Source organism: Rhodococcus marinonascens NBRC 14363, assembly GCF_001894885.1.
Taxonomy (GTDB): Bacteria; Actinomycetota; Actinomycetes; order Mycobacteriales; family Mycobacteriaceae; genus Rhodococcus_F; species Rhodococcus_F marinonascens.
Genome location: NZ_BCXB01000020.1, coordinates 1 through 25,533, shown reverse-complemented (window position 1 = coordinate 25,533; position 25,533 = coordinate 1). Strand labels below are relative to the sequence as shown.

Here is a 25,533-nt window from a genome sequence, read left to right as displayed (position 1 = left end):
ACTTCCCTTGGTGAGAGAATCGATCTTCTCCGCTCATGATCGTCGCTCCGCCCGCAGGGCAGGCTTGTCGAGTTTGCCGACGGCATTCTTCGGCAGAGTCTCACGTGTAATGATGTCCACGGGAAGTTTGAACTTCGACAACGACTTTCGGCATACGTCGAAGAGGTCGCCGACGGTCCGTGCGGATCCCGATCGCAGGGCCACGTAGGCGACCGGGACTTCACCGTAGACCGGATCGGGCAGGCCGATCACCGCCGCCTCCAGGACGTCCTCGTGGCGGTAGAGCGCTGTCTCGATCTCCTTCGGGTAGAGGTTTTCTCCGCCGCGGATGATCATGTCTTTGATGCGGTCGACCAGCATCAGGTAACCGTCCTCGTCGAAGTATCCGACGTCTCCGGTGTGCAGCCACCCATCGACCAGAGTCTTCGCAGTCTCTTCAGGCTTCCCGAGATATCCGGCCATCACGTTGGGCCCGCTGATGACGACCTCACCGGTCTCGCCCTGCGGTAGAACTGCCCCGACCTTTCCGACGATCCGCACCTGCTGGCCCGGTAGCGGAATCCCGACGCTGCCGGGTTTGCGGGGACCTTCCGGCGGGTTGATGGTCGTGGCGCAGGTGCCCTCGGACAAGCCGTAGCCCTCGATGAGCGGAAATCCGTACCGGGTCTCGATGCGTTCGATCAACTCTGCCGGCATCGGCGCGGCGCCACCGATCGCCAGGCGTATCGAAGATGTGTCCGACTGGGCGTCCTTGTCCACTGCGTCGAGCATTGCATACACCGTGGGAACTCCGGAAAAATATGTCGGACGGTGTTTTTCGACCAGGTCGAAGAAGGTGTCGACGGAGAACTTGACGGCGATGGTGGTGCTGGCGCCGACCGAAAGTGGAGTGAGCGTGCTCAAGATGATGGCGTTGGCGTGGAACAGTGGCAGAACCAACAGGCAATGATCGTCGGCGGTGATCTCGAGTGCAGTGACGACGCTTTCACACATGGCGGTCAGATTGGCGTGAGTGAGCATGACGCCCTTGGGGGAGCCTGTGGTGCCACTGGTGTAGATCAGCAGGGCCAGCTCATTCGGGTCCGGGTTGTGCACGGCGTCCTCGAAGTCGGTGTCGACATCGGTGGCCGTCGCCAAGTTGCCGACACTGAGGTATCGGCCATCGAAATCGGGTGCCGGCCGATCGTCGCTCACCAGCACCACGGCGCCGGCGTCGCGCAACTGGTGCGCGGTCTCGAAGTCCGTCAGATTTGGGTTGACCGGAGTGACAGCCGCACCGAATCTCCAAGCGGCGAATAGAAGAACGACTAGCTCCACCCGATTCACTAGCTGGACCGCCACTACGGAGCCCTGTCCCACCCCGAGTCCGCTCAGTTGTGCAGCCGCGGCCCGGACGTGATCGGCGAAGTCGCCGTTGGACAGGCTGATCCTCTCGTCGGCGATACACGCACCATCCCGATCGGTGAGTGCGCGATTGTCCGGCAAATCTGGCCAACTCATGGTGACGACCCTCAATTGATTCGGGCTCCCGATGGAGCAATTTCCGCGAAAAGTACAAGGAATAAGGGTGATCCACACCGTCTGCGTGGAGTTCAGGCCGGATGACCCGCAGGCGTGGCGACATGATTCCGGGCCGCGCCCGCGGGGCGTATTGGCGACGGGTCAGGAGTGCACGGTGACGACGGGCTCGAGGACGAGGCCGAAGCTGCGCAGAACACCGAGCAGTTCACGGTGGCCGAACGCCTGGCATGCGGACGCAAAACCCGCGCGTCGCGGCGGCTGCTGCAGCAAGGAGTAGGCCGTGTACGCCTGAAGCAGGCCCGTCTGCTTGTAGTTGCAGTTGCCGTGGATGACGACGTGCGCCCGCGCGAGCGGGCCCGAGGCATGGACCGAGTCGATGGATTTGTTGATTCGCGGATTCTCCCGCGGAGGCATTCCCGCCTGCACCGATGCCGCAATCTCCGACAATGCTGCGTCTTGCTCTTCGACGGGCAGCGATTTGATCTTCTCGTCGATCATGGTGCGTGCCGCGATGGCACCTTCCATCACGGACTGGTCAGACACCCCGCCGGTCGCCCGGCAGTTCGCGATCCGCGGATCGTCCTTGAACTACACCGGATGTGACATCCCGCCCCACGGCAGGGCTATGGCGGTGTGGTGCTGGCCGGGCAGGCTGACCTCGAAGCGCGCGTTGCGGTCCCATTCGACGTACTGATTCTGCTGCAGCTGATACCAGTCGGCGTTCAAGGTGTGAAAGATCGTCTGCGTCGAGGCGAAGGTCGGGAAGCCGTTGAACATCGACACAATGTCCAGCGAGTCCAGCCCGGGAGTCTCGAGGCAGATGTTCGCGGCGATCTCGCTCGTGGTGTACATGTGGGCGATGCCGGGGGACAAGAGCTGGTATTGCGCCGCACAATTCGCCTGAGCGTGCATGACCCAGTTCTGCTCGCCAGTCGTGTCGGTGTAGTGGCAACCGGCGGCGAGCGATGCCTCGACCACCGTGGGTCCGTATTTGATGAATGGGCCGACCATGTTGCAGACAACCTGGGCTCCGGTGAACAGCTCGGTCAGCGCCGAGGCCGTGTGCTCGACCTCGACGATGTCATGGTCGACGGTGTCGACGCCGGGTACCTGGGTGAGTGCTTCTTCGATGCGCTTGGCGTCACGGCCGGCGGCGACGAAGGGAATGTTGTACTCGCGCAGGTACTCGCATACGAGGCGGCCTGTGTACCCGGAAGCGCCGTATACGACGACGGGTTTCGTGGTCATGTCGATCCTTTTCGAAGTTGAAGCTGAAGAATTGGCTGGGAGGGGAAGTCGGGTTTCGTTACATGCCCATGCCGCCGTCGACAGGAATGCCTGCCCCGTTGATGAACTGAGCGGCATCCGAGGCGAGGAACACCACTGCACTGGCCATGTCGGCGACCTCACCGAGGCGACCGGACGGAGTTTGCTCGACCACGCCGCGAACGGCCAGTTCGACGGTTTCGGCCAGGCCGACAGTGACTATGTCTCCCGCCAGCCGGGTGCCCATCTCGGTCGGCACGAGGCCGGGGTAGATGCAGTTCACGCGCACGCCGTAGCCGAAAATGCCGGATTCTCGAGCCGCGACGCGGGTAAGGCGATCGACTGCGGACTTCGACGCCGAGTAGCCGGCGAGTGCGGGATGCGCGATGGTCGCGGCCACCGAGGAGACGTTGATTACGACACCGCCGGAACCCGCAGGTCCGCTGGGCGACATCGCGGCGAAGGCGTGTTTGACGCCCAAGCCCATGCCAACGACGTTGATGTCGAACATCCGCCGCCAGTCGTCAGGGTCGAAGGCGGTCAGCAGACCGGTAATTTCGATGCCCGCATTGTTGACGAGGACATCGAAGCCGCCCAGCAGGTCGATCGTGGTAGCGACTGCGTTCCGCCAGTCGTCTTCCACAGTCACGTCGTGGTGTACGAATCCGGTCCGCTGTCCCACCTTCGCGAGCCGATTGGCGGTCTGCTTGCCGAGATCGTCCTGGATGTCGCTGATGACAACATCGGCGCCCGCCTCGGCCAAGGCGAAAGCGAAGCCCTCGCCCAATCCTTGCGCGCCTCCGGTGACCAGCGCGCTCTTTCCCGATAGATCGAATCGACTCACTTCGATGCTCCTGAAGGATTGAATGTGACGTCGCGATTACCACGTCACGATTGCGACGTAGATCACTCTACGTAGATCCAACCGACTGTCAAGAGAAATTAGGACACCTGTCAAGACAAACAGATATGACTGTCCAGTAGTTTCGAGACGACCGTCAAGATCGTCGGATAGGGTGTACCTGCAGCTGCAGTCCGCTTTCGGATCCCGACCTGCGGCACTCCTGGTCATCGTATGGATACGAATCAGATGGGTACGAATCAAAGGTAGGTTCGATGAGGAAGACATTGGAGGGGTCGCCTGCCCGCGTGCGCAAGCGACCGGTCGACAAGTTCGAGGATCGCCGCATGCAACTCGCCGACGCCGCGCTCGAGACCTTGGCCGAGCAGGGATATGCTCGGACGGGTCTGCGCGACATCGCGGAAAGGTCGGACTTCACCCACGGCGCCCTGCACTACTACTTTCACAACAAAGCAGAACTGATCACCTACTGTGTGAGGCGCTACAAGGACCGTTGCATCGCCCAGTACGACGGGCTCGGCCTGGGAAGCGAAACCGCGCAGGAGGTTCTGGAGTCCTTCAGCGGCGCCGTCGTTTCGACGATGATCGAAGAAGCTCATATGCAGCGGCTGTGGTACGACATTCGATCCCAGGCAATGTTCGAGAGCGCCCTAGCCATGGACGTGGCCGAACTCGACCAGAACATCCAAGACGTGATTTTTCGAGTCGTGGTCCGCTACTCCGAACTGAGCGAACGGGAGCCCACGTTGAACTCCGCACTCACGTATGCGCTGTTCGACGGACTCTTCATGCACGCGGTGATGAACCACCTTGCCGGCAAATCCAGCGAGTCGGACGTTCGGCTGGGAATCGAACACCTGCTGGACAGCGTGACGCGTCCGATCTGATTGTTTTGGCGCCTGGACCAAAATACCCACTGCGGTAGTGAGCCCTCAGACCACCCTGCTGTCACGAAGCGCGGCGATGGCGTCGCTGCTGCAACCAAGCTCGGCAAGCACGTCGTCGGTATCTTGTCCGAACGCACGCCCGGTGTGTCGAATGTTCCCGGGAGTCTCCGCCATTCGCCACATCACGTTCTGCATACGCACCGGCCCAAGGTTTTCGTCGTCGACGGTGGTTACCATTCCGACTGCATTGACCTGTGGGTCCTCGAGTAGTTCGCTCGGCTTGTAGACGGGAGCCACAGCGGCGCCTGCCTCCTCGAACGTGTCGACAACCTCCTGTCGCGTGCGCTCACCAATCCAATCACCGACATACTTGTCGAGCAGGTCGGCGTGCGCGGCTCGTTGACCTCCCGTCGCGAACCACGGCTCGTCGATCACCTCGGGATGGCCGACCAACGTCAGCACCCGTTCGGCAATCGAATTCGCGCTCGTCGAGATCGCCAACCAGTGATCGTCTGCCGTTCTGTACAGGTTGCGTGGCGAGTTGTTACTCGACCTGTTACCCGTACGCTCCTGATCGATACCCAGTTGGTCCGCATAAATGATCCCCGGTCCCACCGCGGTCATGATCGGGCTCAACAGGTCCAAGTCGATCACCTGCCCCTTGCCACCATTTTTCGTGCGGTGCAGCAGTGCCATCGACACAGCGGAGGATCCAGCGATACCCGCCAACGAATCTGCCAGACCGAAGGCGGGCAGCGTGGGTGGGCCGTCAGCAGGCCCGGTCAGAGAGGCGAAACCACTCATCGATTCGACAAGTGTGCCGAACGCCGGACGCCGCGAATACGGTCCGGTTTGACCGAACCCTGTGACTCGCAACAAAATCAGACCAGGGTTCGACTCGGACAGCGTGTCGTAGCCGAGACCCCACCGCTCGAGCGTGCCGGGCCTGAAGTTCTCCACCACGACATCTGACTCGGCCGCGAGACGCCGAAACAGCTCGGCACCCTCCTTTTTCCCTAGATCGAGTGTCATCGTGCGCTTGTTGCGGCTCAACATGGTCCACCAGAGCGGGTGCCCGTCCTTCTCCAACCCGTGCCCGCGCATACCGTCGGGCCGGGTAGGGTGCTCGATCTTGATGACGTCTGCACCGAAGTCTCCGAGGATCTGCGCCACCAAAGGGCCGGCGAGAATGGTCGAGATGTCGAGCACCCTCACTCCGCGCAGTGGACCAGTGGCCGCCTGTTCGGTGGTCATTTGTACGGACGGTGCAGGTAGCGGCCGGTGGGCTCCCCGGTGACCGAACCCTCGGTCAGCACACGCCGGCCTCGAACGAAGGTATCGGTCACTTTGGCACCCAGTTCAAATCCCTCGAAGGGCGTGTACTCCTGGGTGGATTCCGAATCTTCGCTTCGTACCGTCCAGTTGCGGTTCGGGTCGACGAGTGCAATATCCGCATCCATACCGACGGCGATGTCTCCCTTGCCCGGAAGACCGTAGCGGCGGGCAGGATTGAGCGACGTCAGCTGCGCTATCCGTCGCCAGCTCAGACCACGCTTGCGGCCTTCGCTCACCAACCCGGGGAGCAGGTATTCTGCGCCACCGAATCCGGACTTGGCCGCGAAGATGTCACCACGATCCTCGGCGAACTTCTTCTCGTCCTTGCAGCAAGCATGGTCGCTGACGACCCAGTCGAGATCACCTGCAAGCAGGTGCTCCCACAGTGCTTCTACGTCGTCGCGGGGACGCAGCGGTGGGTTCACCTTTCCGCCCAGTCCGTGTGCAGTGTCGATGTCGGCCAGCAGATGGCCAATAGTCACCTCACGGCGGAAGTTGACGTGCGGAAAGGCTTTGGCCATCCGCATCGCAGCAGTCATGGCCTTACGCGAAGACAGATGCAACAGGTTGATGTTCGGTAGTGCAGTCTCGTCCGCAAGGAAAGATGCGATGGTGATGGCGAGACCCTCCGAGTGCGGCGGACGCGACGCACTGTATGCAGCGAGACCCGACAGCGAGCCTTCCTCTTCTACGATCTTGGTGTAAGCACTCATGATCTCGGCCGTCTCGCAGTGCAGAGACAATGAGATGTGATCAGCCTTGTCGCCCAACTGTTCACGCGCCGCCTGAATACCGCGCATGACGAACTCGAAGTGCGCGAGATCGTAGCGCTCCCCCTCGGGAGTCATGAGGAATTCGCTCTGATCGGTCGAGCGCCCGTGCAACCCATGGCTGCCGTAGAACATGAAGATCTTGAAGGACGTCACACCATGATCCGTGATGAGCGAAGGAATCTCGTCGATGTGCTGCCTGGACATCGGTGCGAGATGGTATGCGTAATCGATGTACGGGCGGCCCTCCGTGGCAGCAAGGACCTGGGGGAATACGTCGGCATATGCGCCACCGGTGTTCATGTAGTACTGCCCGGTCCGCATGTACGACAATGACGTCGTGACGCCGCCCTGCGCACACGCCCGAGACTCCGTCTCGGCATCCTCGCCGAGTGGGTTGTAAATTCCCCAGTGTTGGTGCGCATCCACCACCCCCGGAAATGCGACCTTCCCAGAGGCATCGACAACGGCATCGGCTGCATCAGCGGTGATGTTCGGTCCGATGCGGCTGAACTTGCCGTCTTCGATCAACAGATCGACGAACTCACCCTCCTCGGGCGCATCGGAACCGGGGCGAACGACTCTCGCATTGGTGATCAGCAACGACTTCGACATGATGGTCCTTTCGAATATGGGTATGAATGTCAGACAGAATCAGCAGCGGCATCGGCCGCCAGGTATGCGAGACCGAGAGCCGAGAGCAGGCCGTTGCCGGCGAGATATCCGGCGGCCCCGTGGCCGGAGATTCCCATTGCGGCACCGCCCGAGGCATACACTCCGTCGATCGGCTGGCCGTTCGGCTTCAGCACCCTCGCGCTCTGGTCGACGACGAGTCCACCTTGGGTGTGGAACAGCGCGGGAACGATCCTGACGGCCGCATACGGGGCCACCAACTCGTGTTCGAACGACGTACGCCCGTATGGATCAGTGGCGCTACGGCGCGCGTAGCTTTCCAGAGCGGCAAGCTCTTCCAACACTGCAGACTCTGGGAGTCCGGTCACCCGTGCTAGTCCTTCCGCGCTATCCGCCCAAGCTGCGGCGCCCGAATCGACAGTTTGACGGAAGTCGTTGAACGCCAGGCACTTGTCGTAGATGTGCCGGTCGATGACTATCCAGCCCTCGGACTGTGGGCGCGCCGCCAGGAGTGCCGCGTATTCCGAGTACCCGGTGGTCTCGTCACCGAACCGCCGTCCTTCCAGATCAAGATTTACGCCGCCGTGCATTACCGTCGCCCAGCCGACGAGCGTTGTGGCCTTCTTCGACAGTGCCGCGTGACCCTGGTAGGCGTCGAGGAACGCAGAGTCGGCACCCAGACGCACACCAATAATCAGTGCGTCTCCTGTCGAGTACTCGCTGCCGTGATATCGAGCGGAGGCGATCTCGGGAACGTAGTCCGACACAAACTCGACGTTGGCGCCGTAACCGTTGGTGGCCAATAGAACAGCCCGCGTCGGAATGAACTCCATGCTGCCGTCCTGCATCGTGACGCTCACGCCGATCACTGCGCCGTCTTCGTCGACCGAGACGTCGGTTAGTCGCGCGGGGATCAACATGTCGATCTTGGGTTCGTCGGCGACGGAGCGGACCAGGTGATCGAGTAGGGCGCCGCCCTGTCGGCCCTCCACGGTGTGACATCTCGACCGCGAGTGACCGGGATAGGAGAAATCGGTCATCAGATCCAGTCGCACTCGCAGATGGTCGGACAACCATTCCACCAGCGGTGCACTGACATTCGACAGAGCCAGGGCGAGACGTTGATCAGCCGTTCCCTTGGTCTTGCGCATCACGTCGTCGACAAACTGCTGGGGCGAGTCCTCGATTCCCGCCTCCCGCTGCCATCGAGACCCGGCTCCGGGGATCATCGCCGTCGACATCGCGGTATTGTTCCCACGCTTGAAGTGCTCGCTCGCTTCGACGACCAACACGTCGAGTCCCCGCTCCGCGGCGCGCAGGGCCGCGACCAGACCGCCACCTGCACCCACAACGACGAGATCGGGCCCGTCCTCGCTCATGCTGTGACCTCGAGGTCCGCACTCCGACCGAGCTGTCGCAGTGCCGTCGGTATCGCCATGAGGTGCATGTGGGTAGATATCTCCTTGGATTTGGATGCCGGGAAATCAGATGCCTGGGTCCGCTTCGATGCCGAGGTAGGCGGCCTTCACGCGATCGTCGCTTCCGAGTTCGGCTCCGGTGCCGGACAACACGATCGAACCGCTCTCGATCACATACGCGCGGTCGGAGATGCTGAGCGCCTGGGCAGCGTTCTGCTCGACGATGAGCACGGTTACGCCGGTGTCCCGAATCTGCACGATGGCTTCGAGAACCTCGGCAGCCAGCTTCGGTGCCAATCCCACCGATGGTTCGTCGAGAGTGAGCAAACGAGGTCGGGCCATCAGGGCCCGGCCGATGGCGAGCATCTGCTGCTGCCCCCCGGACATGGTGTCGGCGCGCTGCTCGCGGCGCTCGGCGAGGATCGGGAACAGATCGAAGACCTGCTCGAACGATTCATGCAAGGTGCTTCTCTTCTGCGTGTACGCCCCCATTTCGAGGTTCTCGGAAACGGGGAGGCTGCCGAACAGCGCCCGGTCCTGTGCTACGTGAATCAGACCAGCTTTGACGATGCGGTCGGCACGCATTCCACGGATATCCGTTCCGTCCAACATGATCCGCCCGCCGGTCGCGACGACGAGTCCGGACAGCGCACGAAGAGTCGTCGTTTTGCCTGCTCCATTGGCGCCGATGAGCGAGACGATCTCGTTTCGGGCGATCGTCAGGTCGAGTCCATGCAGAATCTCCAGCCGTCGGTAGCCGGCGTGGAGGTCGTCTATCTCGAGCATCATGGCGTCTCCTCACCGAGATATGCCTCCACGACGCGCCTGTCCTCGACCACAGTGCGTGGATCTCCCATTGTCAGTACCGCGCCTTCATGCATGACGACCAGCCGTTCGGACAAAGCCATGATCGCGGCCATGATGTGTTCGACGAACAGAACCGTCAGTCCTTGTTCGGGCAGCGTGCGTAGCAGGTCGATCATCGGTGCGCGCTCGACCGGTACCAATCCTGCGAGCACCTCGTCGAGCAGGAGAACTCGCGGTTCCATCGCCAACGCACGGGCTAGCTCGAGTCGCTTCAGGCTCGCCGTCGACATGGTCGAGACATTGCCGCCGACCTGATCGGAGAGTTGCACGCGGTCGAGTACCTCGAGCGCATGGCGTCGCGCATCCTCGCGTGAGTGACGCCTGGAGAGCGCGGCGACGGTGACGTTCTCGAGCACCGACATCGACTCGAACGGCCGCATGAGTTGAAACGTTCGGACCAGGCCCGCTTTGGCGATCTTGTGGGCAGGCCACCCTGTGATGTCGGTGCCGTCGAAGGTTACGCGGCCCTCGGTAGGTAGCTGTTCGCCGGACAGCAGGGAGAAGAGCGTGGTCTTGCCTGCCCCGTTCGGTCCGATGATGCCGAGGAACTCGCGCTCCGAGACCTCGAGGTTGACCTCACGTACCGCATGCAATCCCGAGAACGATTTGCTCAGACCCTCGATGCACAACAGGCTCATCGACGCCACCTCTCGCGGATAGTGCCGAAGATTCCCTTCGGCAGGAAGATGACGATCAAAATCAGGATCAACGAGTAGACGACAACATCGAGACCGATATTCCCTTGGAGGAATTCGAGGAATGCGGGTGGGTTGCGCAGTAATTCGTTGATCAGCTCGGACAGCGGTCCGATCACGGCCGCACCGATGACCGGGCCCCAGATTGTGCCGATGCCGCCGATAACGGCGGGAACGAGGGCCTCGACCGAGACCGCCGAGCCGAACGCCTGTTCCGGTCCCACGTAGAAGTAGTACTGCACGTAATACACACCGGCGACGGCGGTGAGCGCGCAACTAGCTGCCACTGCGATGAGCCGGTACTTCATCGTATCGATGCCGAGAGATGCTGCGGCTGTCGCATCGTCACGCGTCGCCTGAACGAACTGGCCGGCGCGAGATCGCACGTAGAAGATGGTGCCGAGTACCGCAAGGGCGAGGATGATCAACGGTATCCAGATATAGATCGGGCTACCCTGCTTGAACTGCAGCATTGCCCACGAGTCACGGGGCAGGATAGGCACATTGAAGCCCTCCGTCTTGTTGAACACCTCGAGGTTCTGCACCAGCAACAAGAACATTTGCGCGAACGCGAAGGTGGCCAAAGCGAAGTACGCACCGGCGAGCCGGTACCGCAGGCACAGGTAGGCGATCAGCGTTCCGACAACGGCGGCGATGACGGCCGCGGCCACCATCGATATCCATGGTGAAATACCGTGATCAACCAATAGATACGCACCGGTGTAGGCACCGATGCCAAAAAATGCTGCATGCCCGAAACTGAACATGCCGCCGAACCCGCTCATGATGTTCCAGCCGACCGCCATGATCGCGAAGATCAGGGTTCGAACGGCAACGGTCTGTGCTTGCTCTCCGAGAACCAGCGGAAGCGCGGCGACCACCACGAAGCCGACTAGGAGGGTGATGAGTTGACGCCGTAGCCACGTATCTTTCAGTCGATCGTCCTGAGGCACCGGAGTCGATGCTTCTACGGTGGCGGTCATCGGCGTACTCCGTACAATCCTTCGGGTTTGAGAAACAGGACGAGGATGAACACCGCGAAGACCAGGACGAGTGATCCAGTGCCGGGCAGGTAGATGGCACCGACAGTTTGCACGAGCCCGATCACGAGGCCGCCCACCATGGCGCCGAACACGCTTCCTAGCCCGCCGAGCACTACGATCACGAATGCCAGGATGGTGAACTGCTCACCGACTGTCGGTGTGAGACTAGTGAAGGGTGTCATCAGTCCACCGGCGACAGCAACGCAGGCGGCACCGATACCGAACGTGAGGGCGTACACCCTGCCGATGTCGACCCCGACCAGTTTGGCACCCTCCGAGTTCGACGCCACCGCCCGGATCGACAGTCCGAGCGGGGTGCGTTCGAGGACTAGTTTGAGTGCCACCGCAACGATTGCCGCTCCGATGAACGCCAGTACGCGCGGCCACGACGCGACGGCTCCGAGAATAGACACCGTACCGTCGAGCGGTGCCTGAACCGACTTGGGACGGCCCCCGAAGATCATCAGAAGCACGTTGATGATCAACAACGACAATCCAAGCGTGACAAGAAGTGGGCCCTCGTGACTACCGCTGATCGTGAGTTTGGTGAGCAACAGCGACTGCACGATCATGCCGAACACGAACATCAAGGGCACGGCAACGATCGTTGCCACGTAGACGGGCAGGCCTGCCGTCGAGAGCGCGTACACGATGTACATCGCCATCGTCAGCATGGCGCCCTGCGCGAAGTTGACGATGCCGAGGACACCGAAGATCAGTGTCAGCCCCACCGAGATGAGCGCGTAGACACCGCCGAGTAGAAGTCCGGAGACCACCGCCTGAGTGACGAGTCCGTGGTCCTTGCCTCCGACGAGATAGATGACCGCTAGGAGCACGACACACGAGGCACCCACTGCCAGTCCTGGACTCGTACCCGCTCTGCTACGCCGCGCCGCCGAAGATGCAGTGGTGGAGGCCCTTGCGACGCTCACTGCCCTGTTCCTACGGGGAAGTCGATGGCATCGGTGGCGAATTGTTCGGGGAACACCTGCGCGACCGCGCCGTCGCGCACCTGCATCACAATGGCCGTGGCGTTCTTGTTCTGACCGGTCTCGTCGAACTCTATCGGCCCGTCGAACGCGAGCAGAGGATCCTGCATGGAAACACCGGCGATCGAATTGCGCAGTGCCTCTGGGTTTGCATCGGCGCCGTCTTCGAGTCCAGCTGCGATGACCTCGACCGCCTGGTAGGAGAGCATGGCCGCGGTCTCCATCGGCCGTCCGTACTGCTCCAGGAAGCGCGCGCGAATGTCGTTGACGCGCTCGCTCGTTGCATCGAAGTGGTAGTTGGCGCTGAGCACGCCTTCCCCAGCGGCACCAGCGTCGGAGGGGAAGGAACTGTCGTCGAAGGCGCCGCTGGCGATGCCATACACGCCCATGACGTCCACGTTCAACTGCTCGACGGCGCGAGCGATGAGAAGGCCATCCGGGTAGTAGCCGGTGGAGGCGATGATGTCCGGGTTAGACACGGCAGCCTCACGCACCAGCGTAGTGGCGTCGGAGAAGTTCGTTGCGGGATAGATGAGTTCCTGCACGGAAATGCCCTGCTTTCCGGCTTCCGCCTCGAACGCCTCGAATACGCTGTCGCCGAAGGATCCCTCGATGTGCAGATACGACACCCTGTCGATAGCCTGCCCCGTCTGCCTCGCGATGGCGGCCAACGCCTGTGCCCCGTCGGTGCCCACGCGGGATGCGTCGGGTTGTACACGGAACGTGTACTGGTAACCCTGATCGAGAATCTGATCGTCGACGGCCACATCGATCACGAAGGGCACCCGCGACCGTTCCGCGACCGATGTGACGTTCTGAGTCACATCGCTCTGGTAGGTCCCTACGAGTGCCACTGCCCCATCGGAGATGAGTCGCTGCGCCTCGCTTTGCCCGACCTCGGCTCTGCCCTGACTGTCGCCCGAGACGAGTTCGAGCTGACGGCCCCCGAGCGACGAGATGCCACCGGCGGCGTTGATATCGGCGACCGCCATCGCGGCGCCGTCGTTCATCAAACCGCCGACACCTGCGAGAGCGCCGGTTGTCGGGTGTACCGAACCGATCTTGATGGCGCCCGAGTCATCGGCCCCCGTCGAAGATCCGCACGCTGCAACACCCATCACCGCGACGGCTGTCAGCGCGCCTACAAGCTTTTTCATGGCGATTCTGCTTTCCGCGCCCTCTTGCCAGGCACCGAGTTGAACTCCTTGGCCAACACCCCAAGCGTTCCGCTCAGCGCGCCGACAAACCGACGACAGTTCCCCACGTGGACGAGTATGACACGCATCACCCACTTGCACCAGGGTCTTTTATGATTATCCGGTTCCGGGTATGGTTCGCTGAGCGGAACATAAACACACTGAAAGGCTGAACTACATGGCTGCTACCCCTAAAACCAGGGACTCTGCAGAAACATCCAGCGGCACCGAATCAGCGGATCGCGTGGCCGATGTACTCATGGCCTTCGCCCAATCAGATCGTGCGCTCGGCGTCTCCGAGATTGCAAGAAGTCTCCAACTGAGCAAGTCGGTGGTACACCGGATTCTGCAATCGTTGGCGTCGCGGGCGCTTGTGCAGCCGGTAGCGGGTGAGTCGACCTACTCCCTGGGTCCTGCAGCGATCGGTTTCGGCCCCAAGGCATGGAGTCAGCTCGACATACGGTCCCTAGCTTCGCCCGTCCTGCGGTCGCTGCGCGCACAGACACGCGAGACAGCAACGCTGTCGCTGCTCGTCGGGAACAGGCGCATCTACCTAGATCAGTACGAGAGCCCACAGGAGGTGAAGATGGTGGTCGAGATCGGGCCGCAATATCCCTTGCACTCAGGGGCATCGAGCCGTGCGATCCTCGCTTTCCTCCCGCATCATTTTGCTGTCGAGTCCCTCCAGGATCTGCGCGATACCACGCCCGATGTACCCGACGTAGATGTGTATGCCGACGCATTCTTCGCGCGCCTCGACGAGATTCGCGAGAACGGATACGCGACGTCGATCAACGAACGAAACACGGGTGCAGCCTCCATCGCGGCTCCGTTCTTCGACTCCGCTGATCAAGTTCTCGGTTCGGTCAGTTCGTCCGGTCCGGCCTTCCGCTACTCGTCGACAGCAGACGACGAGCACGCGATCCACATCCATCAGGTGGTCTCCGCAGCGCGGTCGATTACCCGTATTCTGGAAGACCTTGCCGCACGATGACACTCACTGCCCCTCGCTCGTTTCTCTACGTCCCCGCGGTCAAACCCGAGCTGTTCACCAAGGCGGCTGCCGGTGACGCCGACGCCATCATCATCGATCTCGAAGACTCGGTGCCACTGCAGACAAAGGCTCGTGCACGCGATGACGTCCGCGCATGGCTCGAAACTCGCACCGACACCGACACCGACACCGACACCGACACCGACACCGACACCGACACCGACACCGAGATCTGGGTTCGGGTCACACCGGAATTCCTGGCCGAGGATCTCGAGGCGGTCGCGCGACCCGGCGTCGACGGAATCGTGGTCGCCAAGTGTTCGGTCGACGCGCTGACCCAGGCAGATGAGTTACTCACGCGCTGGGAGGAGGCGCGTGCTCTTCGACCAAGCGATCTTATCGGCCTCATCGAATCCGCGCGGTCGCTGCGCTCACTGCCGGAAATGGCCGAATGCAACCGGGTTCGCACGTTCGGTATCGGCGAGGTCGACCTGCTCGCCGACCTGCGGATCCGAGCCACACCCCAGACCGCGACGATGATCGACTCACTGCGCACCGAGGTCGTCGTTGTGTGCGCTGCCGCCGGCGTGGCCGCTCCCATCGCGCCGACGTCGACCGACTTCCGCAACCTCGACGCCTTCGTTGCCAGCACCGCGCGCTTTGTGAACATGGGGTTCCGCGGCCGAACAGCCTTGCATCCCAGCCAGATTCCCATCATCAATGCGGCGCTGACACCCTCCGACGACGACGTGATCCGTGCGCGCCGCCTGCTCGAGTTGTACGACCTGGCGCAAGGCGGACCGACCGTCGACGATCGCGGGCACTTCGTCGACGAAGCGGTGGTACGCGGGGCGAGGGAGATCCTTGCTCGCGCGTGATCACCGGTCGCTTCGCAGTCCGATCGAGGTCAAAGGCTCGAGAAGGACTCCGATATCTTCGAGTCCAGACAGTGCGTGACAGCGGGCGGCGAGGTCGGCAATGTCTCGGTCCGGAAGGAACGGCCCGGCGTTGGCAGTGAACTTTGCCGACACCTCCTCGAACGACAGCGGGCGCTCCGGACCTCCACGCGTGGTCAGGACCTCCTCGACCAAAGTCGTTCCGTCGGTCAACATCGCCGTCAGGACCGCCGGGAACTGATGCGGGAAGATCTCGTCGCACCGGGAATCCGGTACTACGTCGACCTTGGCCATCAAGGCTCGGCGCTCCGCAGATGTCGCCAACTCGTCCGAATAGTCTTCGAGCGCGGCGCCGAGGCCACCCCCACCGAACATGCCGACCACCACCGCGTACGGCCCACTGAACTGGGCCATGTATCCGGTGGCGGGGGTTCGCTTGACCTCGATGGGCTCGCCGATGGTACGGAGATTCGCGGCCGGCACACCGAGTACCAGGCGCTCTACATCGTCGGGTGATACGCCACGACGGCGAAGCGCGGCCCCGGCGTCGATTGCCGCGTGCGTGAAGTGATTGGCCGGATACGGCTTGAAGAAGATGCTCGGCACCGCCCAGTCGGTCCCCAGACCGTCGATGATCTCGGCTTCACGAGCGGCCTCATGAAGCCATGCCTGGAAGAAACCGAACCTACCTTCGAGTACCGTCGGTGGCCCCGTGATGCCGTGCCGGGCAAGCCCTGCTGCAGCGAGTGCCGAGTGCGCAGCCCATCCACAGTGCATCCGCTTGACGGTTCCCCCTGTTCGATTGGCTTCGATGATGCCTGCTGCCATCGACGCTGCGATACCCAACGTGTCAACGATGCGCTCTTCGGCGCCGCCGCCGATCACGGCGGCGGCGACCGCACTACCCATTGCGCCGCAGATCGACGTCGCGTGTTGTCCGTGCTCGAAGAACACCGAGTTCTTGGCAACCGGATCGAAACCGGCCATTCCAAGGCGAACACACACTTCCAACCCAATCGCTATACCGCGCACCAAGGTTCGTCCGTCGACCTGATGTTGCTGAGCGGCCGCCAACGCCGCCGGGACGACGCTCGCGCTGGGATGCAGGATCGACGGTAGGTGCGTATCGTCGAAATCGAGGGAATGCGCCAGGACACCGTTGACGAATGCCGCCAATGGCGCGGGGAGTGCAACATCGAGTCCGATTGCGGACGCCGTTGCCGCTCCACCCTGCTCACACGCCCATGCCGTTGCGGCGCGACTGGTCTCGAGATCGGTGGCAGCGATGGCGATTCCCAAGGTGTCCAAAACTCGCATGCCGACGCTGCCGACGACCGCCTCAGGAAGATCTTCGAAGTGAGTCTTCGACGCGAACCGGGCCAACTGCTGGGCAAGAGTCAGATCCGTCATACCGAGGCCACCGCCAACGGACGCACCGGGGATCCCGTCGCGCCGAAGAAATTCATTGGCACCAGCACGAATGTAAATTCGTACTGCTGTTTTGCCGACAATTCTTCGAGGTCGAGCGCCTCGATGATGTAGATTCCGCTCTCCACGAGCAGAACTCGATGTGCGGGCAGCAGAGCGTGACCGCCGCCCGGTGCGAGGCGCTCGAACGCGATGGTGTCCGCGCCCACGGCGTGCAGATTCTTTTCGGCGAGCCAGCGCGCGCCGGCCTCACCGACGCCCGGAACTCCCGACAGACCACCGACATACGGCTGGCCTTCGTCGAACAACTGCCCCCACCCGCTACGAATCAGGACGACATCACCCTGCGTCACCTCGACATCCTGCTCCCTGCAGGCTGCTTCGAGGTCGTCGACCGTGATCTCATATCCTCCTTCGCAGCAGTCGATTCGGAGAGTCCGGGGGATGTCCAGCAGCACTCCCCGGCGCATCATCGGCGCAATGGTATGGACACCGAGTTCGATGTATTTCCCGCCGATCCCAGCTTCGGCGGCGTCGATTCCACCGTGCATCTTGCCGTCGTGCGACACGTGCGCAAGGGCATCGATGTGAGTGCCCACGTGAGTACCCATCGTGATCAGGTCGTTGGCGGCACTGCCGCCGTCCGACCGAGTCATGTCTCCGTGGCGTCGAGGCAGGGTGTGCCAGAACTGTGGATGATTCGGCGACTGCGGCATACCGACGCGCAGTTGCCGGCCCAGGTCGGTAATCGTCACCCCGGCCTGGACGGCGCGGAGGAGTTGATCGGACATCAGTTGTCTCCTTCGTTGTGCTCCACATCAGTTCCGCCGATAGCCGGTGTGCATATACGTGATGGGAAACAGAACCCAAAGTGTTCCGTGTATCGGAACGCGCATTTAGGTTTTGAAGCAATATGCACAGCATCTCACGACACACTGACTGATGACAAACAGTGAAACATCCTTTTCAGAGTCAAAACTTCTATTTCCATCGCTTGTACAATCAACAGATGGATTCTCGATCATCGTTCCGCTTAACGGAACACATGATGGCCGTCGATGCGCTTTCGGAATCTGTCACCGCGCTTCGCCAACATCCGCTTCCCGAATCACTCGACGCGCGAGCCGGCCTGTTGCTCTTGGACCTGTTCGGCGTAACGGCCGCGGGCTCGCGAACACCAGAACTGAGGGAACTCACTCGACACTGGGCTGCCGACAAAGGGGAGACGGCTCCACTGGGCAGCGACGTGCACACCAGTGCCGAAACGGCAGCCGTACTCGATTCGATCGCATCGTGTTGCCTGGAGTTGGACGAGGGCAACAAGTACGCGTCCGGTCACCCAGCCGCACACGTCGTCCCAGCAGCGGTGGCAGCCACCCGCCTGACCGACGCGCCCGTGAGCGGACAAACATTCGTCAGTGCGGTGGTCGGCGGATACGAGGTGGCTGCGCGGTTCGGGTACGCGCTCAGCCGTGACGACCGATGGCACACTCACGGACATTGGGGCGCGACGGGGGCAGCCGCTGCGACCGCATTCATCTGGAATGCGGACACCGACGGGATTGCCGCCGCCATCGATGCATCCACTGCGCTCATCCATGTTGCGCCTTGGGCGCTCGTGCTGGACGGGAGCTTCGCACGGAATCTGTGGATTTCCGGTGCGGTTCGTGCCGGGCTGGATGCGGCTCGGCTGTCTGCCGCCGGCCTCGTCCGCAACACCGGCGCTGTCGAGCACACTCTGGGCGATATCGTCGGGCATCTCGACCTCGAACGGCTGACCGAGGATCTCGGCGAACGTTGGCTGACCCTCGAGGGGTACACCAAGCGTCACGCGAGTTGCTCCTACACCCACACGGCCGTCGATACCGTTCAGAGCCTGCGCTCCCATGCAACATGGACCGCCGACGATATCGAGCAGGTTCACGTGAGAACACACTCGTTGGCAAAACCACTCTTCGGCCGACACCCCACCACACGACTCGGCGCGATGTTCTCGCTGCCGTTCGTCGTATCCGCCGCATTGATAGCGGACTCGATCGACAGCGATACCCTCGACCCCAACGGTCCCACCTTCGTGGCAGCCGAGAGGTTCAGCGATCGAGTCGAGGTCAATGTGTCTGCCGGACTCGATGCGCTACTGCCACACCGACGTGCCGCGGAGGTAAGTATCGAGTTCCAAAACGGGGAGCGCATATCGGCCGCAACGCCGAACCCGATCGGCGATGTCGATCATTTCCCACTGGATTACGGCGCGATCCACAGGAAGCTCGTTCGTCTAATCGGTGAGCGTGACACGACTGCCCTCGCAGACATGGTCGAGCAGCTGCCGTCCTGCGACGATGTCGCGGAACTGTTGGCATCTTCGCCGATCGTGAGTGCGAATACCGCGTGATTGACACCGCCCATTTCGACGACGAATACTTGACACATGTTGGACCGCAGCGCGCTTACCCGAGTGATGTCGGACGCGAACCGGTGAGCGTCGAGTATCTGATGGAGCGGTGATGGACCCGGTCGAGCGATTTGCCTCTGCCCGCGTCGCGCGGCTCGCCACGGTCGGTCCCGGCGGCGTGCCACACCTCGTACCGCTTGTCTTCGCGCTCGACTCCGACACGATCTATTCGTGCGTCGACCACAAGCCCAAGCGCACCACAGCATTACGACGACTGCAGAACATCGCCGCCAATCCGGCCGTCACACTTCTCGTGGACCACTACGACGAGAACTGGGACCAACTGTGGTGGGTGCGCGTCGACGGCGGGGCCGAGGTACTCGACGCCGGCAGTCCCGAAGGCACTGCGGCGATTGACATCCTGGCCACCAAATATCGGCAGTACGCCGAGCGCCGCCCGGACGGGCCAGTGATCGCCGTCCGCAGTCTTCGATGGCATCACTGGTCCGCACTCTGACAACCACAAGCCGCGAGTCTCTGACGACCACAAGCCGCGAGGGCGCCGTAGCCTCGACGACATGCCTACAGCCCTGATCACCGGAGCGAGCCGCGGCCTCGGAGCCTCCATCGCTCGAGAACTCGCACCCACACACGACCTCATTCTCGGCGCACGGTCTGCCGGATCACTGACCGACATCTGCGGCGAACTCCCCGACGCCACCCCCTGGCCCGTCGAACTCACCGATTACGATGCGCTCGCGACCGTCTGCGCCCCGATCGAGCGACTGGACGCACTCGTCCACAACGCCGGTGTCGCCGACCTTGCGACCATCGCCGAGTCGAGCGTCGAGCAGTGGAAGCGTACTTTCGACGCGAACGTGATCGCGGTGGCAGAACTGACGCGACTACTGCTTCCTGCCCTCCGGTCCGCCGGCGGTCACGTGATCCTGATCAACTCGGGTGCCGGCTTCCGCGCCAACGCCGGCTGGGCCTCTTACGCGGCGAGCAAGTTCGCGCTGCGGGCCTTCGGGGACGCGTTGCGGCTCGAGGAGCCGTCGCTGCGGGTCACCTCGATCCACCCGGGGCGGATCGACACCGACATGCAGCGAGCCATCGTCGCAGGCGAGGGTGACGAGTACCGACCCGAGAAATATCTACTGCCCTCGACGGTCGCGGGAGCGGTGAGAGTCGCTCTCGACACACCCGTGGACGCGCACTGTACAGAAGTGGTCCTGAGGGTACGCTGAGTCCGCAGATAGCAAGTAAATAGGAGTGGGATATGTCACACCCAATTGGGGAAGAAAAGCCTTAAGCTGCTCATCATCAGCTGCCAATCGAGTCCAACTCGTTATCTAAAGGTCGCAATCGTGAGTCGGATCTTCGAACTGGCTCTTCAGGAGGAATTTGCATCATGAATACTGCAGAGCGTCCACTCGGAGGCATCGGCACCGAAGCTGGCGACGATATGTTCGCCGCGATGTTCACGCTCGATCTCGGCAACGGTGAGGTCGACTTCGGGGCAATCGAGCGCATCTACGCCGGCAACTTCGACGAGTGGATCGAGGCCGCCGCGCGGTCCGGTCTGTTCACCCGCCTTAACGTCGAGGCATTGGCGCAGTCGTGGGAGAACAACCCTAAATCTCTCTTCGACGCTCTGCTCACCGATGTCGACGAGATGACTCACCGGCGTTACGCAGCCATCTGGAATGCCCTGAACAACATCGTCTCGTTCGAGTCGGTCGAATACGCCTGACGGTCAGAACGGCCACGCGGGCACCGGCGGCAAGCCGTCCCGCGTGGGACGTCCGACCAGCCACGCCAACAGCTCGGCGCGCGGAAGATCTGGAACCGGGACCTGCGGATGGAACAGACGCAGCTCGGGCAACTCCGTCCGCAGCGTATGTTCCACAAAGACGTCCGGCCAGTCGACCGCCGTGTAGTCCAGCCCGAGGTCGACGCGGTGAATCTCGAGTTCCCGCCAGCGCAGTACCGGAATATCTCGGGCGGTGACGGGTTTACGGTAGTTCACCGGCGTCTCGAACCGGTCCTCGCTAATCTGCCGCAGCGAATCGAGCATCCTTCGGCCCGCGAAGCGGAAATCGGCCGCGAGTAACTCCGCCGGTCGTCCCGCACCTTCCTCGATCGCCGCGGCGCGTGCGACAGGACCACCTGGGTACATTTCCGGTACGGCTTCATCGGTCAGGACCCCGATGGCGAACCGATTAAGCCCATCCGAGTTCCTCGCGAGATGCGTGATGACATGCCCGCGGCTCCATCCGGGCATCAGTGAGGGTTCCACTGTCTGACCGTCGGTCAGAGCTTCCAAACTCGCTTCCATCGCCCCCTGCGATTCCGCGACGGCATCGAGCACCTTGAGATACGACAATTCAGCGCGCGGCGAGGTCACGCACACAATCGTAGCCGCGTGGGTATGACGCCGGGTGACGAATACCGGGCAAACAACCCAGGTCCGGCATCAATCGCCGGCGTTCCGTTGCCCGCGAATCAATTCGGGAGCGGGATGATGATGGGCGGCAGGCCAGGTATCTCCAGTTGGATCTCCGGTGGTCGCACAGGTGCAGGAGGGGGTGGCGGGGGCTCCGCAGGCTGCTGCGAGCCCGAGCCGATCGGCACCGGCGACAGTCCACCGGTTGCCAAGTCCACTACGGTGACCTCGGTCATTGCCAGGTTCGCAGACTGAACCACGAGCAGTCGATCCTCCTCGAACCCCGGCCACGGGTCGCCCCGCACTTCGGCCATCTCGTTCGAGCCTGACAATCAGTCAGCGCGCGTGATCATGTCGTCCTGCCCCCAGTACGCCTTCATGGAGGTGATCTTGCCGTCGTCGTCAAAGGTCATGACGTCGATCGGCGCGATCTCGAACTTCTGCTCACCGAGGTCGGTGACCAAGGAAAAGTGGAACGCCGCGGAGTTGCCAGCGATTCTCAACGTCAGGAGTTCACCCGTCTGCTTCATCGGTTCGAGCACGCTGTAGAACTCGCGCAACGAGTCCACCGAGGTCCGCGGTTCGGTTCCCACCGGGTCCTCCACGGTAGCGCCCTCGGCGTACAAACTGAGAACGTCGTCGGCCGTCCCGGTTGCCACCGCTGCGACATACCTTTCGACAATTTTCCGGATGTCTGCTGCGGACGGTGCCATGATGTGAACCCCTCAGTCGAATAGAACGTGTTCTAGCCGACTGAGGGTAGCGCAACGTGGCGGCGCCGCACTAGAGGACGATATTGACCATCTTGCCGGGGACGACGATGACCTTGCGAGGCTCCCCGCCGTCGAGGAAGGCGACTATCTTCTCGTCAGCAAGTGCCCGCTTCTCGATCTCTTCGCGAGGGGCGTCTGCGGCAACGGTCACGCGACCGCGGACCTTGCCGTTGACCTGGATCGGGTATTCGACGTTGTCTTCCACCAGCCACTTCTCTTCGACCACCGGAAAGGGTCCGTGCGCCAGTGACCTCTCGTGACCGAGCCGTGACCACAACTCCTCGGCGAGGTGAGGGGCCAGCGGCGCCAGCATCAGCATCAGCGGTTCCACCGCGGAACGCGGGGCGCCGGCGGGGTACGCCTTTGTGAGGTGGTTGGTGTACTCGATCAGCTTGGCCGCAGCCGTGTTGTCCCGCAGCGCCCTGTAGTCCTCGCTCACTCCGGCGATCGCCTTGTTCAGCGCGCGCAGCGTGTCCTCTGCCGGGGCGTCATCCGTGACGCGCAGTGCACCGGACTCCTCGTCGATCACCGCCCGCCAGGCACGCTGCAGGAAGCGCTGCGCACCGACGACGTCCTTGGTCGCCCACGGACGCGAAGTGTCCAGCGGGCCCATCGACATCTCGTACACGCGGAGCGTGTCGGCGCCGTACTCTTCGCATATCTCGTCCGGCGACACGGAGTTCTTGAGGCTCTTGCCCATCTTCCCGTACTCGCGATTAACCTCCGCGCCCTGATAGAAGAACTTCCCGCCCTCGTCAATCACCTCTTCGGCCGGGACGTACACGCCGCGCGCGTCGGTATAGGCGTAGGCCTGAATGTAGCCCTGGTTGTACAGGCGGCGGTACGGCTCGCTGGAGCTGACGTAGCCGAGGTCGAACAACACCTTGTGCCAGAACCGCGAGTACAGCAGGTGCAACACCGCGTGCTCGACACCGCCGACGTACAGGTCGACACCGCCGGGATCGTTCGGTCCGTGAGTCTCCGGACGCGGACCGGTCCAGTACTGCTCGTTCTCCTTGTCGCAGAACACGTCCGGGTTGGTGGGGTCGATGTAGCGCAGCTGATACCACGAGCTACCCGCCCACTGCGGCATCACGTTGGTGTCGCGGCGGTAGGTCTGCAGTCCGTCGCCGAGGTCCAGTTCGACGTTCACCCAGTCGACCGCCTTCGCCAGCGGGGGAGAAGGCTCCGAGGCCGCGTCATCCGGGTCGAAGGAAACCGGCGCGTAGTCCTCGACCTCTGGAAGTTCCACGGGCAGAGCCGATTCTGGCAGCGCGTGGGCTATACCGTCGGCGTCGTACACGATCGGGAACGGCTCGCCCCAGTATCGCTGGCGCGCGAACAGCCAATCGCGCAGCTTGTATTGGATGGCGCCTGTGCCGTTGCCGTCCGCCTCGAGACGATCGGTGACAGCCTTCTTCGCATCAGCGACGGTCATGCCGTTCAGGAAGTCTGAGTTGACCAACGTGCCGTCGCCGACGTACGCGTCCTTCGTGACGTCCCCGCCAGAAATGACCTCGACGATGTCCAGACCGAATGCCGTCGCGAATTCCCAGTCGCGATGATCATGCCCCGGCACAGCCATGATCGCGCCGGTTCCGTATCCGGTGAGGACGTAGTCGGCGATGAACACCGGCAACTTGTACCCGTTGACCGGGTTCACGGCATAGGTGCCGAGGAAGACGCCCGTCTTCTCCTTGTACTCTTGCCGCTCGAGATCAGACTTGGCGGAAATCGACTTACGATAGGTCGCAACGGCTTCCGCAGGGGTCGCCGCGCCGCCGGTCCAGCGAGGGTCGACACCTTCGGGCCATTCGGCCGCGACGAGTTCGTCGACCAACTCGTGCTCGGGCGCCAGCGTCACGTAGGTCGCACCGAACAGGGTGTCGGGCCGCGTGGTGAAGACCTCCACGTCATGGCCGTCGGCGTCGAACCGGACCTGAGCGCCGTGCGAGCGTCCGATCCAGTTGCGCTGCATGGTTTTGACCTTCTCGGGCCAGTCCAGGTAATCCAGGTCGTCCACTAGACGGTCCGAGTAGGCGGTGATCCGCATCATCCACTGCTGCAGGTGCTTACGGAACACGGGGAAGTTTCCGCGGTCGCTGCGGCCATCCGCGGTGACCTCTTCGTTGGCCAGCACGGTTCCCAGACCCGGGCACCAGTTGACCATCGAATCGGAGTGGTAGACAAGACGGTGCGAGTCTAGAACTGCTTCCTTCTCCGCAGCGGACAACAACTCCCAGTCCCGCCCGTCCTCCAACGCACGCTCACCCGAGGCGAATTCCGCCTCCAGCTCAGAGATCCGCCGGGCCTTGCCCGCCGCCTTGTCGAACCACGCATCGTGGATCTGCAGGAAGATCCACTGCGTCCAGTGGTAGTAGTCGACGTCGGTGGTCGCGAACGTGCGACGCTCGTCGTGGCCGAGTCCGAGGCGACGCAACTGTCGTTTCATGTTGCCGACGTTGGCCTCGGTGGTGTTCCGCGGGTGCGTGCCCGTCTGCACCGCATACTGCTCGGCTGGCAGACCGAACGCGTCGTATCCGAGCGTGTGCAGCACGTTGTGGCCCTGCATGCGGTGATAGCGGGCAAACACGTCGGTGGCGATGTAGCCGAGCGGGTGACCAACATGCAGTCCCGTCCCGGACGGGTACGGGAACATGTCCTGGACGAAGAGTTTGTCGGCGGGCACCTCACCCGCCAGTGGACCGACCGGGTTCGGCGCGTTGAACGTGCCCTCGGCACTCCACCGGTCCTGCCAGCGCTGCTCGATCTGGCCGGCGAGTTCCGCGGTGTAGCGGTGCTGCGGGGTCGCGTCGGACGGGTTGACGGGCTGCACGTGCTCGGTCACTGTGGTCGCTATCTACTTGGCTGATCGTTCTTGGACTAGGGGATACCCGTTACCCAGGGTAGTGGCTCACTCCACCCGGGCTCACTCGCGCATCCGGGTGCGCCGTATCCTGGTCGGGTGTTGATTGCCTCCGTCGTGCTGTTCGTGTTCGCCGTCGCGGTCTCCGGTGTCGCCGTGGCAGGTCTGACGGAGCGCCTCCCGCGCAACCGTTGGGCGGGTGTCCGCACCTCCGAGACGATGCGCGACGACCAATCCTTTGCGCTGGCCAACAAGG

At 62.5% G+C, this 25,533-nt stretch carries 24 protein-coding genes and 1 pseudogene; 8 read left to right on the top strand and 17 right to left on the bottom strand.

Going from position 1 to position 25,533, the window contains the following annotated elements:
• Nucleotides 1-33: 33 nt before the first annotated feature.
• The 3 genes and pseudogenes from RM2_RS14905 to RM2_RS14895 all read right to left on the bottom strand — a co-directional run bounded on the left by RM2_RS14905 (nt 34) and on the right by RM2_RS14895 (nt 3,631).
• A complete protein-coding gene (locus tag RM2_RS14905) occupies nt 34-1,500 on the bottom strand; it encodes a class I adenylate-forming enzyme family protein (RefSeq protein WP_072690356.1) in 1,467 nt (488 codons plus the stop codon).
• Nucleotides 1,501-1,662: 162 nt separating this feature from the next.
• Nucleotides 1,663-2,769: pseudogene (locus RM2_RS14900) on the bottom strand (DUF5938 domain-containing protein).
• Between the two features lie 58 nt (nt 2,770-2,827).
• On the bottom strand, nt 2,828-3,631 hold the full coding sequence (locus RM2_RS14895; RefSeq protein WP_072690355.1) for an SDR family NAD(P)-dependent oxidoreductase: 804 nt from the start codon (nt 3,629-3,631) through the stop codon (nt 2,828-2,830).
• Between the two features lie 272 nt (nt 3,632-3,903).
• Between RM2_RS14895 and RM2_RS14890 the strand changes: the two genes are divergently transcribed.
• Nucleotides 3,904-4,536, top strand: coding sequence for a TetR/AcrR family transcriptional regulator (locus RM2_RS14890; protein WP_072690354.1), 633 nt, complete (start codon nt 3,904-3,906; stop codon nt 4,534-4,536).
• A 45-nt stretch (nt 4,537-4,581) separates the two neighbouring features.
• Here RM2_RS14890 and RM2_RS14885 read toward each other — a convergent pair whose 3' ends face one another.
• From RM2_RS14885 to RM2_RS14850, 8 genes are all read right to left on the bottom strand, one after another.
• Nucleotides 4,582-5,790: a CaiB/BaiF CoA transferase family protein gene (locus tag RM2_RS14885; RefSeq protein ID WP_072690353.1), complete on the bottom strand. Its 1,209-nt coding sequence runs from the start codon at nt 5,788-5,790 to the stop codon at nt 4,582-4,584.
• Complete coding sequence (locus RM2_RS14880) at nt 5,787-7,256, bottom strand: dihydroorotase (RefSeq protein WP_245813954.1); 1,470 nt, start codon at nt 7,254-7,256, stop codon at nt 5,787-5,789. The genes RM2_RS14885 and RM2_RS14880 overlap by 4 nt, the downstream gene beginning before the upstream one ends.
• A 29-nt stretch (nt 7,257-7,285) precedes the next feature.
• Nucleotides 7,286-8,653 (bottom strand): FAD-dependent oxidoreductase, encoded by a 1,368-nt coding sequence (locus RM2_RS14875; RefSeq protein WP_072690351.1) that lies wholly within the window; start codon nt 8,651-8,653, stop codon nt 7,286-7,288.
• A 105-nt stretch (nt 8,654-8,758) separates the two neighbouring features.
• A complete protein-coding gene (locus RM2_RS14870; RefSeq protein WP_218017226.1) occupies nt 8,759-9,481 on the bottom strand; it encodes an ABC transporter ATP-binding protein in 723 nt (240 codons plus the stop codon).
• Nucleotides 9,478-10,197 carry an ABC transporter ATP-binding protein gene (locus RM2_RS14865; protein ID WP_174553862.1) on the bottom strand — a complete coding sequence of 240 codons (720 nt, stop codon included), beginning with the start codon at nt 10,195-10,197 and terminating at the stop codon, nt 9,478-9,480. Before RM2_RS14865 ends, RM2_RS14870 begins: the two co-directional genes overlap by 4 nt.
• Nucleotides 10,194-11,237 (bottom strand): branched-chain amino acid ABC transporter permease, encoded by a 1,044-nt coding sequence (locus tag RM2_RS14860; protein ID WP_072690349.1) that lies wholly within the window; start codon nt 11,235-11,237, stop codon nt 10,194-10,196. Before RM2_RS14860 ends, RM2_RS14865 begins: the two co-directional genes overlap by 4 nt.
• Nucleotides 11,234-12,151, bottom strand: coding sequence for a branched-chain amino acid ABC transporter permease (locus RM2_RS14855; RefSeq protein WP_245813952.1), 918 nt, complete (start codon nt 12,149-12,151; stop codon nt 11,234-11,236). The genes RM2_RS14860 and RM2_RS14855 overlap by 4 nt, the downstream gene beginning before the upstream one ends.
• 74 nt (nt 12,152-12,225) lie before the next feature.
• On the bottom strand, nt 12,226-13,443 hold the full coding sequence (locus RM2_RS14850; protein ID WP_072690348.1) for an ABC transporter substrate-binding protein: 1,218 nt from the start codon (nt 13,441-13,443) through the stop codon (nt 12,226-12,228).
• Between the two features lie 217 nt (nt 13,444-13,660).
• On the opposite strand from RM2_RS14850, the gene RM2_RS14845 reads away from it, so the two are divergent.
• Entirely contained in the window at nt 13,661-14,476 is an 816-nt protein-coding gene (locus RM2_RS14845; protein WP_072690347.1) for an IclR family transcriptional regulator, read from the top strand.
• On the top strand, nt 14,473-15,354 hold the full coding sequence (locus RM2_RS14840; RefSeq protein WP_072690346.1) for an HpcH/HpaI aldolase/citrate lyase family protein: 882 nt from the start codon (nt 14,473-14,475) through the stop codon (nt 15,352-15,354). Before RM2_RS14845 ends, RM2_RS14840 begins: the two co-directional genes overlap by 4 nt.
• Here the strand turns inward: RM2_RS14840 and RM2_RS14835 are convergent, their stop codons facing one another.
• Together RM2_RS14835 and RM2_RS14830 are read right to left on the bottom strand one after the other, a co-directional pair.
• The gene (locus RM2_RS14835; RefSeq protein ID WP_072690345.1) at nt 15,355-16,782 is read right to left on the bottom strand and encodes an MmgE/PrpD family protein; all 1,428 of its coding nucleotides are present in this window, start codon (nt 16,780-16,782) and stop codon (nt 15,355-15,357) included.
• Nucleotides 16,779-17,591, bottom strand: coding sequence for a cyclase family protein (locus RM2_RS14830; RefSeq protein ID WP_072690344.1), 813 nt, complete (start codon nt 17,589-17,591; stop codon nt 16,779-16,781). The genes RM2_RS14835 and RM2_RS14830 overlap by 4 nt, the downstream gene beginning before the upstream one ends.
• 218 nt (nt 17,592-17,809) lie before the next feature.
• Here RM2_RS14830 and RM2_RS14825 point away from each other — a divergent pair, with 218 nt between their 5' ends.
• From RM2_RS14825 to RM2_RS14810, 4 genes are all read left to right on the top strand, one after another.
• The gene (locus tag RM2_RS14825) at nt 17,810-19,192 is read left to right on the top strand and encodes an MmgE/PrpD family protein (protein ID WP_084721808.1); all 1,383 of its coding nucleotides are present in this window, start codon (nt 17,810-17,812) and stop codon (nt 19,190-19,192) included.
• Between the two features lie 112 nt (nt 19,193-19,304).
• Nucleotides 19,305-19,709: a TIGR03668 family PPOX class F420-dependent oxidoreductase gene (locus RM2_RS14820; RefSeq protein ID WP_072690342.1), complete on the top strand. Its 405-nt coding sequence runs from the start codon at nt 19,305-19,307 to the stop codon at nt 19,707-19,709.
• Between the two features lie 61 nt (nt 19,710-19,770).
• Nucleotides 19,771-20,439, top strand: coding sequence for an SDR family oxidoreductase (locus RM2_RS14815; protein WP_072690341.1), 669 nt, complete (start codon nt 19,771-19,773; stop codon nt 20,437-20,439).
• A gap of 164 nt (nt 20,440-20,603) precedes the next feature.
• Nucleotides 20,604-20,945: a hypothetical protein gene (locus RM2_RS14810; RefSeq protein WP_072690340.1), complete on the top strand. Its 342-nt coding sequence runs from the start codon at nt 20,604-20,606 to the stop codon at nt 20,943-20,945.
• Between the two features lie 3 nt (nt 20,946-20,948).
• On the opposite strand, the gene RM2_RS14805 is transcribed toward RM2_RS14810, so the two are convergent.
• From RM2_RS14805 to leuS, 4 genes are all read right to left on the bottom strand, one after another.
• Nucleotides 20,949-21,599 (bottom strand): maleylpyruvate isomerase family mycothiol-dependent enzyme, encoded by a 651-nt coding sequence (locus RM2_RS14805; RefSeq protein ID WP_072690339.1) that lies wholly within the window; start codon nt 21,597-21,599, stop codon nt 20,949-20,951.
• Between the two features lie 98 nt (nt 21,600-21,697).
• Nucleotides 21,698-21,952: a hypothetical protein gene (locus RM2_RS14800; RefSeq protein ID WP_072690338.1), complete on the bottom strand. Its 255-nt coding sequence runs from the start codon at nt 21,950-21,952 to the stop codon at nt 21,698-21,700.
• An 18-nt stretch (nt 21,953-21,970) separates the two neighbouring features.
• On the bottom strand, nt 21,971-22,351 hold the full coding sequence (locus RM2_RS14795) for a nuclear transport factor 2 family protein (RefSeq protein WP_072690337.1): 381 nt from the start codon (nt 22,349-22,351) through the stop codon (nt 21,971-21,973).
• A gap of 70 nt (nt 22,352-22,421) precedes the next feature.
• On the bottom strand, nt 22,422-25,259 hold the full coding sequence (leuS, locus tag RM2_RS14790; protein ID WP_072690336.1) for a leucine--tRNA ligase: 2,838 nt from the start codon (nt 25,257-25,259) through the stop codon (nt 22,422-22,424).
• A 117-nt stretch (nt 25,260-25,376) separates the two neighbouring features.
• Here leuS and RM2_RS25260 point away from each other — a divergent pair.
• Nucleotides 25,377-25,533 (top strand): SdpI family protein (locus RM2_RS25260; protein WP_139277788.1); only part of this gene is annotated, 157 nt, incomplete at its 3' end.

What these genes read in the sequence shown, in the direction of transcription:
- RM2_RS14905 (WP_072690356.1), bottom strand. Translation starts at nt 1,500, where the DNA reads ATGAGTTGGCCAGATTTGCCGGACAATCGCGCACTCACCGATCGGGAT.
- RM2_RS14890 (WP_072690354.1), top strand. Translation starts at nt 3,904, where the DNA reads ATGAGGAAGACATTGGAGGGGTCGCCTGCCCGCGTGCGCAAGCGACCG.
- RM2_RS14885 (WP_072690353.1), bottom strand. Translation starts at nt 5,790, where the DNA reads ATGACCACCGAACAGGCGGCCACTGGTCCACTGCGCGGAGTGAGGGTG.
- RM2_RS14880 (WP_245813954.1), bottom strand. Translation starts at nt 7,256, where the DNA reads ATGTCGAAGTCGTTGCTGATCACCAATGCGAGAGTCGTTCGCCCCGGT.
- RM2_RS14875 (WP_072690351.1), bottom strand. Translation starts at nt 8,653, where the DNA reads ATGAGCGAGGACGGGCCCGATCTCGTCGTTGTGGGTGCAGGTGGCGGT.
- RM2_RS14870 (WP_218017226.1), bottom strand. Translation starts at nt 9,481, where the DNA reads ATGATGCTCGAGATAGACGACCTCCACGCCGGCTACCGACGGCTGGAG.
- RM2_RS14865 (WP_174553862.1), bottom strand. Translation starts at nt 10,197, where the DNA reads ATGAGCCTGTTGTGCATCGAGGGTCTGAGCAAATCGTTCTCGGGATTG.
- RM2_RS14860 (WP_072690349.1), bottom strand. Translation starts at nt 11,237, where the DNA reads ATGACCGCCACCGTAGAAGCATCGACTCCGGTGCCTCAGGACGATCGA.
- RM2_RS14850 (WP_072690348.1), bottom strand. Translation starts at nt 13,443, where the DNA reads ATGAAAAAGCTTGTAGGCGCGCTGACAGCCGTCGCGGTGATGGGTGTT.
- RM2_RS14845 (WP_072690347.1), top strand. Translation starts at nt 13,661, where the DNA reads ATGGCTGCTACCCCTAAAACCAGGGACTCTGCAGAAACATCCAGCGGC.
- RM2_RS14840 (WP_072690346.1), top strand. Translation starts at nt 14,473, where the DNA reads ATGACACTCACTGCCCCTCGCTCGTTTCTCTACGTCCCCGCGGTCAAA.
- RM2_RS14835 (WP_072690345.1), bottom strand. Translation starts at nt 16,782, where the DNA reads ATGACGGATCTGACTCTTGCCCAGCAGTTGGCCCGGTTCGCGTCGAAG.
- RM2_RS14830 (WP_072690344.1), bottom strand. Translation starts at nt 17,591, where the DNA reads ATGTCCGATCAACTCCTCCGCGCCGTCCAGGCCGGGGTGACGATTACC.
- RM2_RS14825 (WP_084721808.1), top strand. Translation starts at nt 17,810, where the DNA reads ATGGATTCTCGATCATCGTTCCGCTTAACGGAACACATGATGGCCGTC.
- RM2_RS14820 (WP_072690342.1), top strand. Translation starts at nt 19,305, where the DNA reads ATGGACCCGGTCGAGCGATTTGCCTCTGCCCGCGTCGCGCGGCTCGCC.
- RM2_RS14815 (WP_072690341.1), top strand. Translation starts at nt 19,771, where the DNA reads ATGCCTACAGCCCTGATCACCGGAGCGAGCCGCGGCCTCGGAGCCTCC.
- RM2_RS14810 (WP_072690340.1), top strand. Translation starts at nt 20,604, where the DNA reads ATGAATACTGCAGAGCGTCCACTCGGAGGCATCGGCACCGAAGCTGGC.
- RM2_RS14800 (WP_072690338.1), bottom strand. Translation starts at nt 21,952, where the DNA reads ATGGCCGAAGTGCGGGGCGACCCGTGGCCGGGGTTCGAGGAGGATCGA.
- RM2_RS14795 (WP_072690337.1), bottom strand. Translation starts at nt 22,351, where the DNA reads ATGGCACCGTCCGCAGCAGACATCCGGAAAATTGTCGAAAGGTATGTC.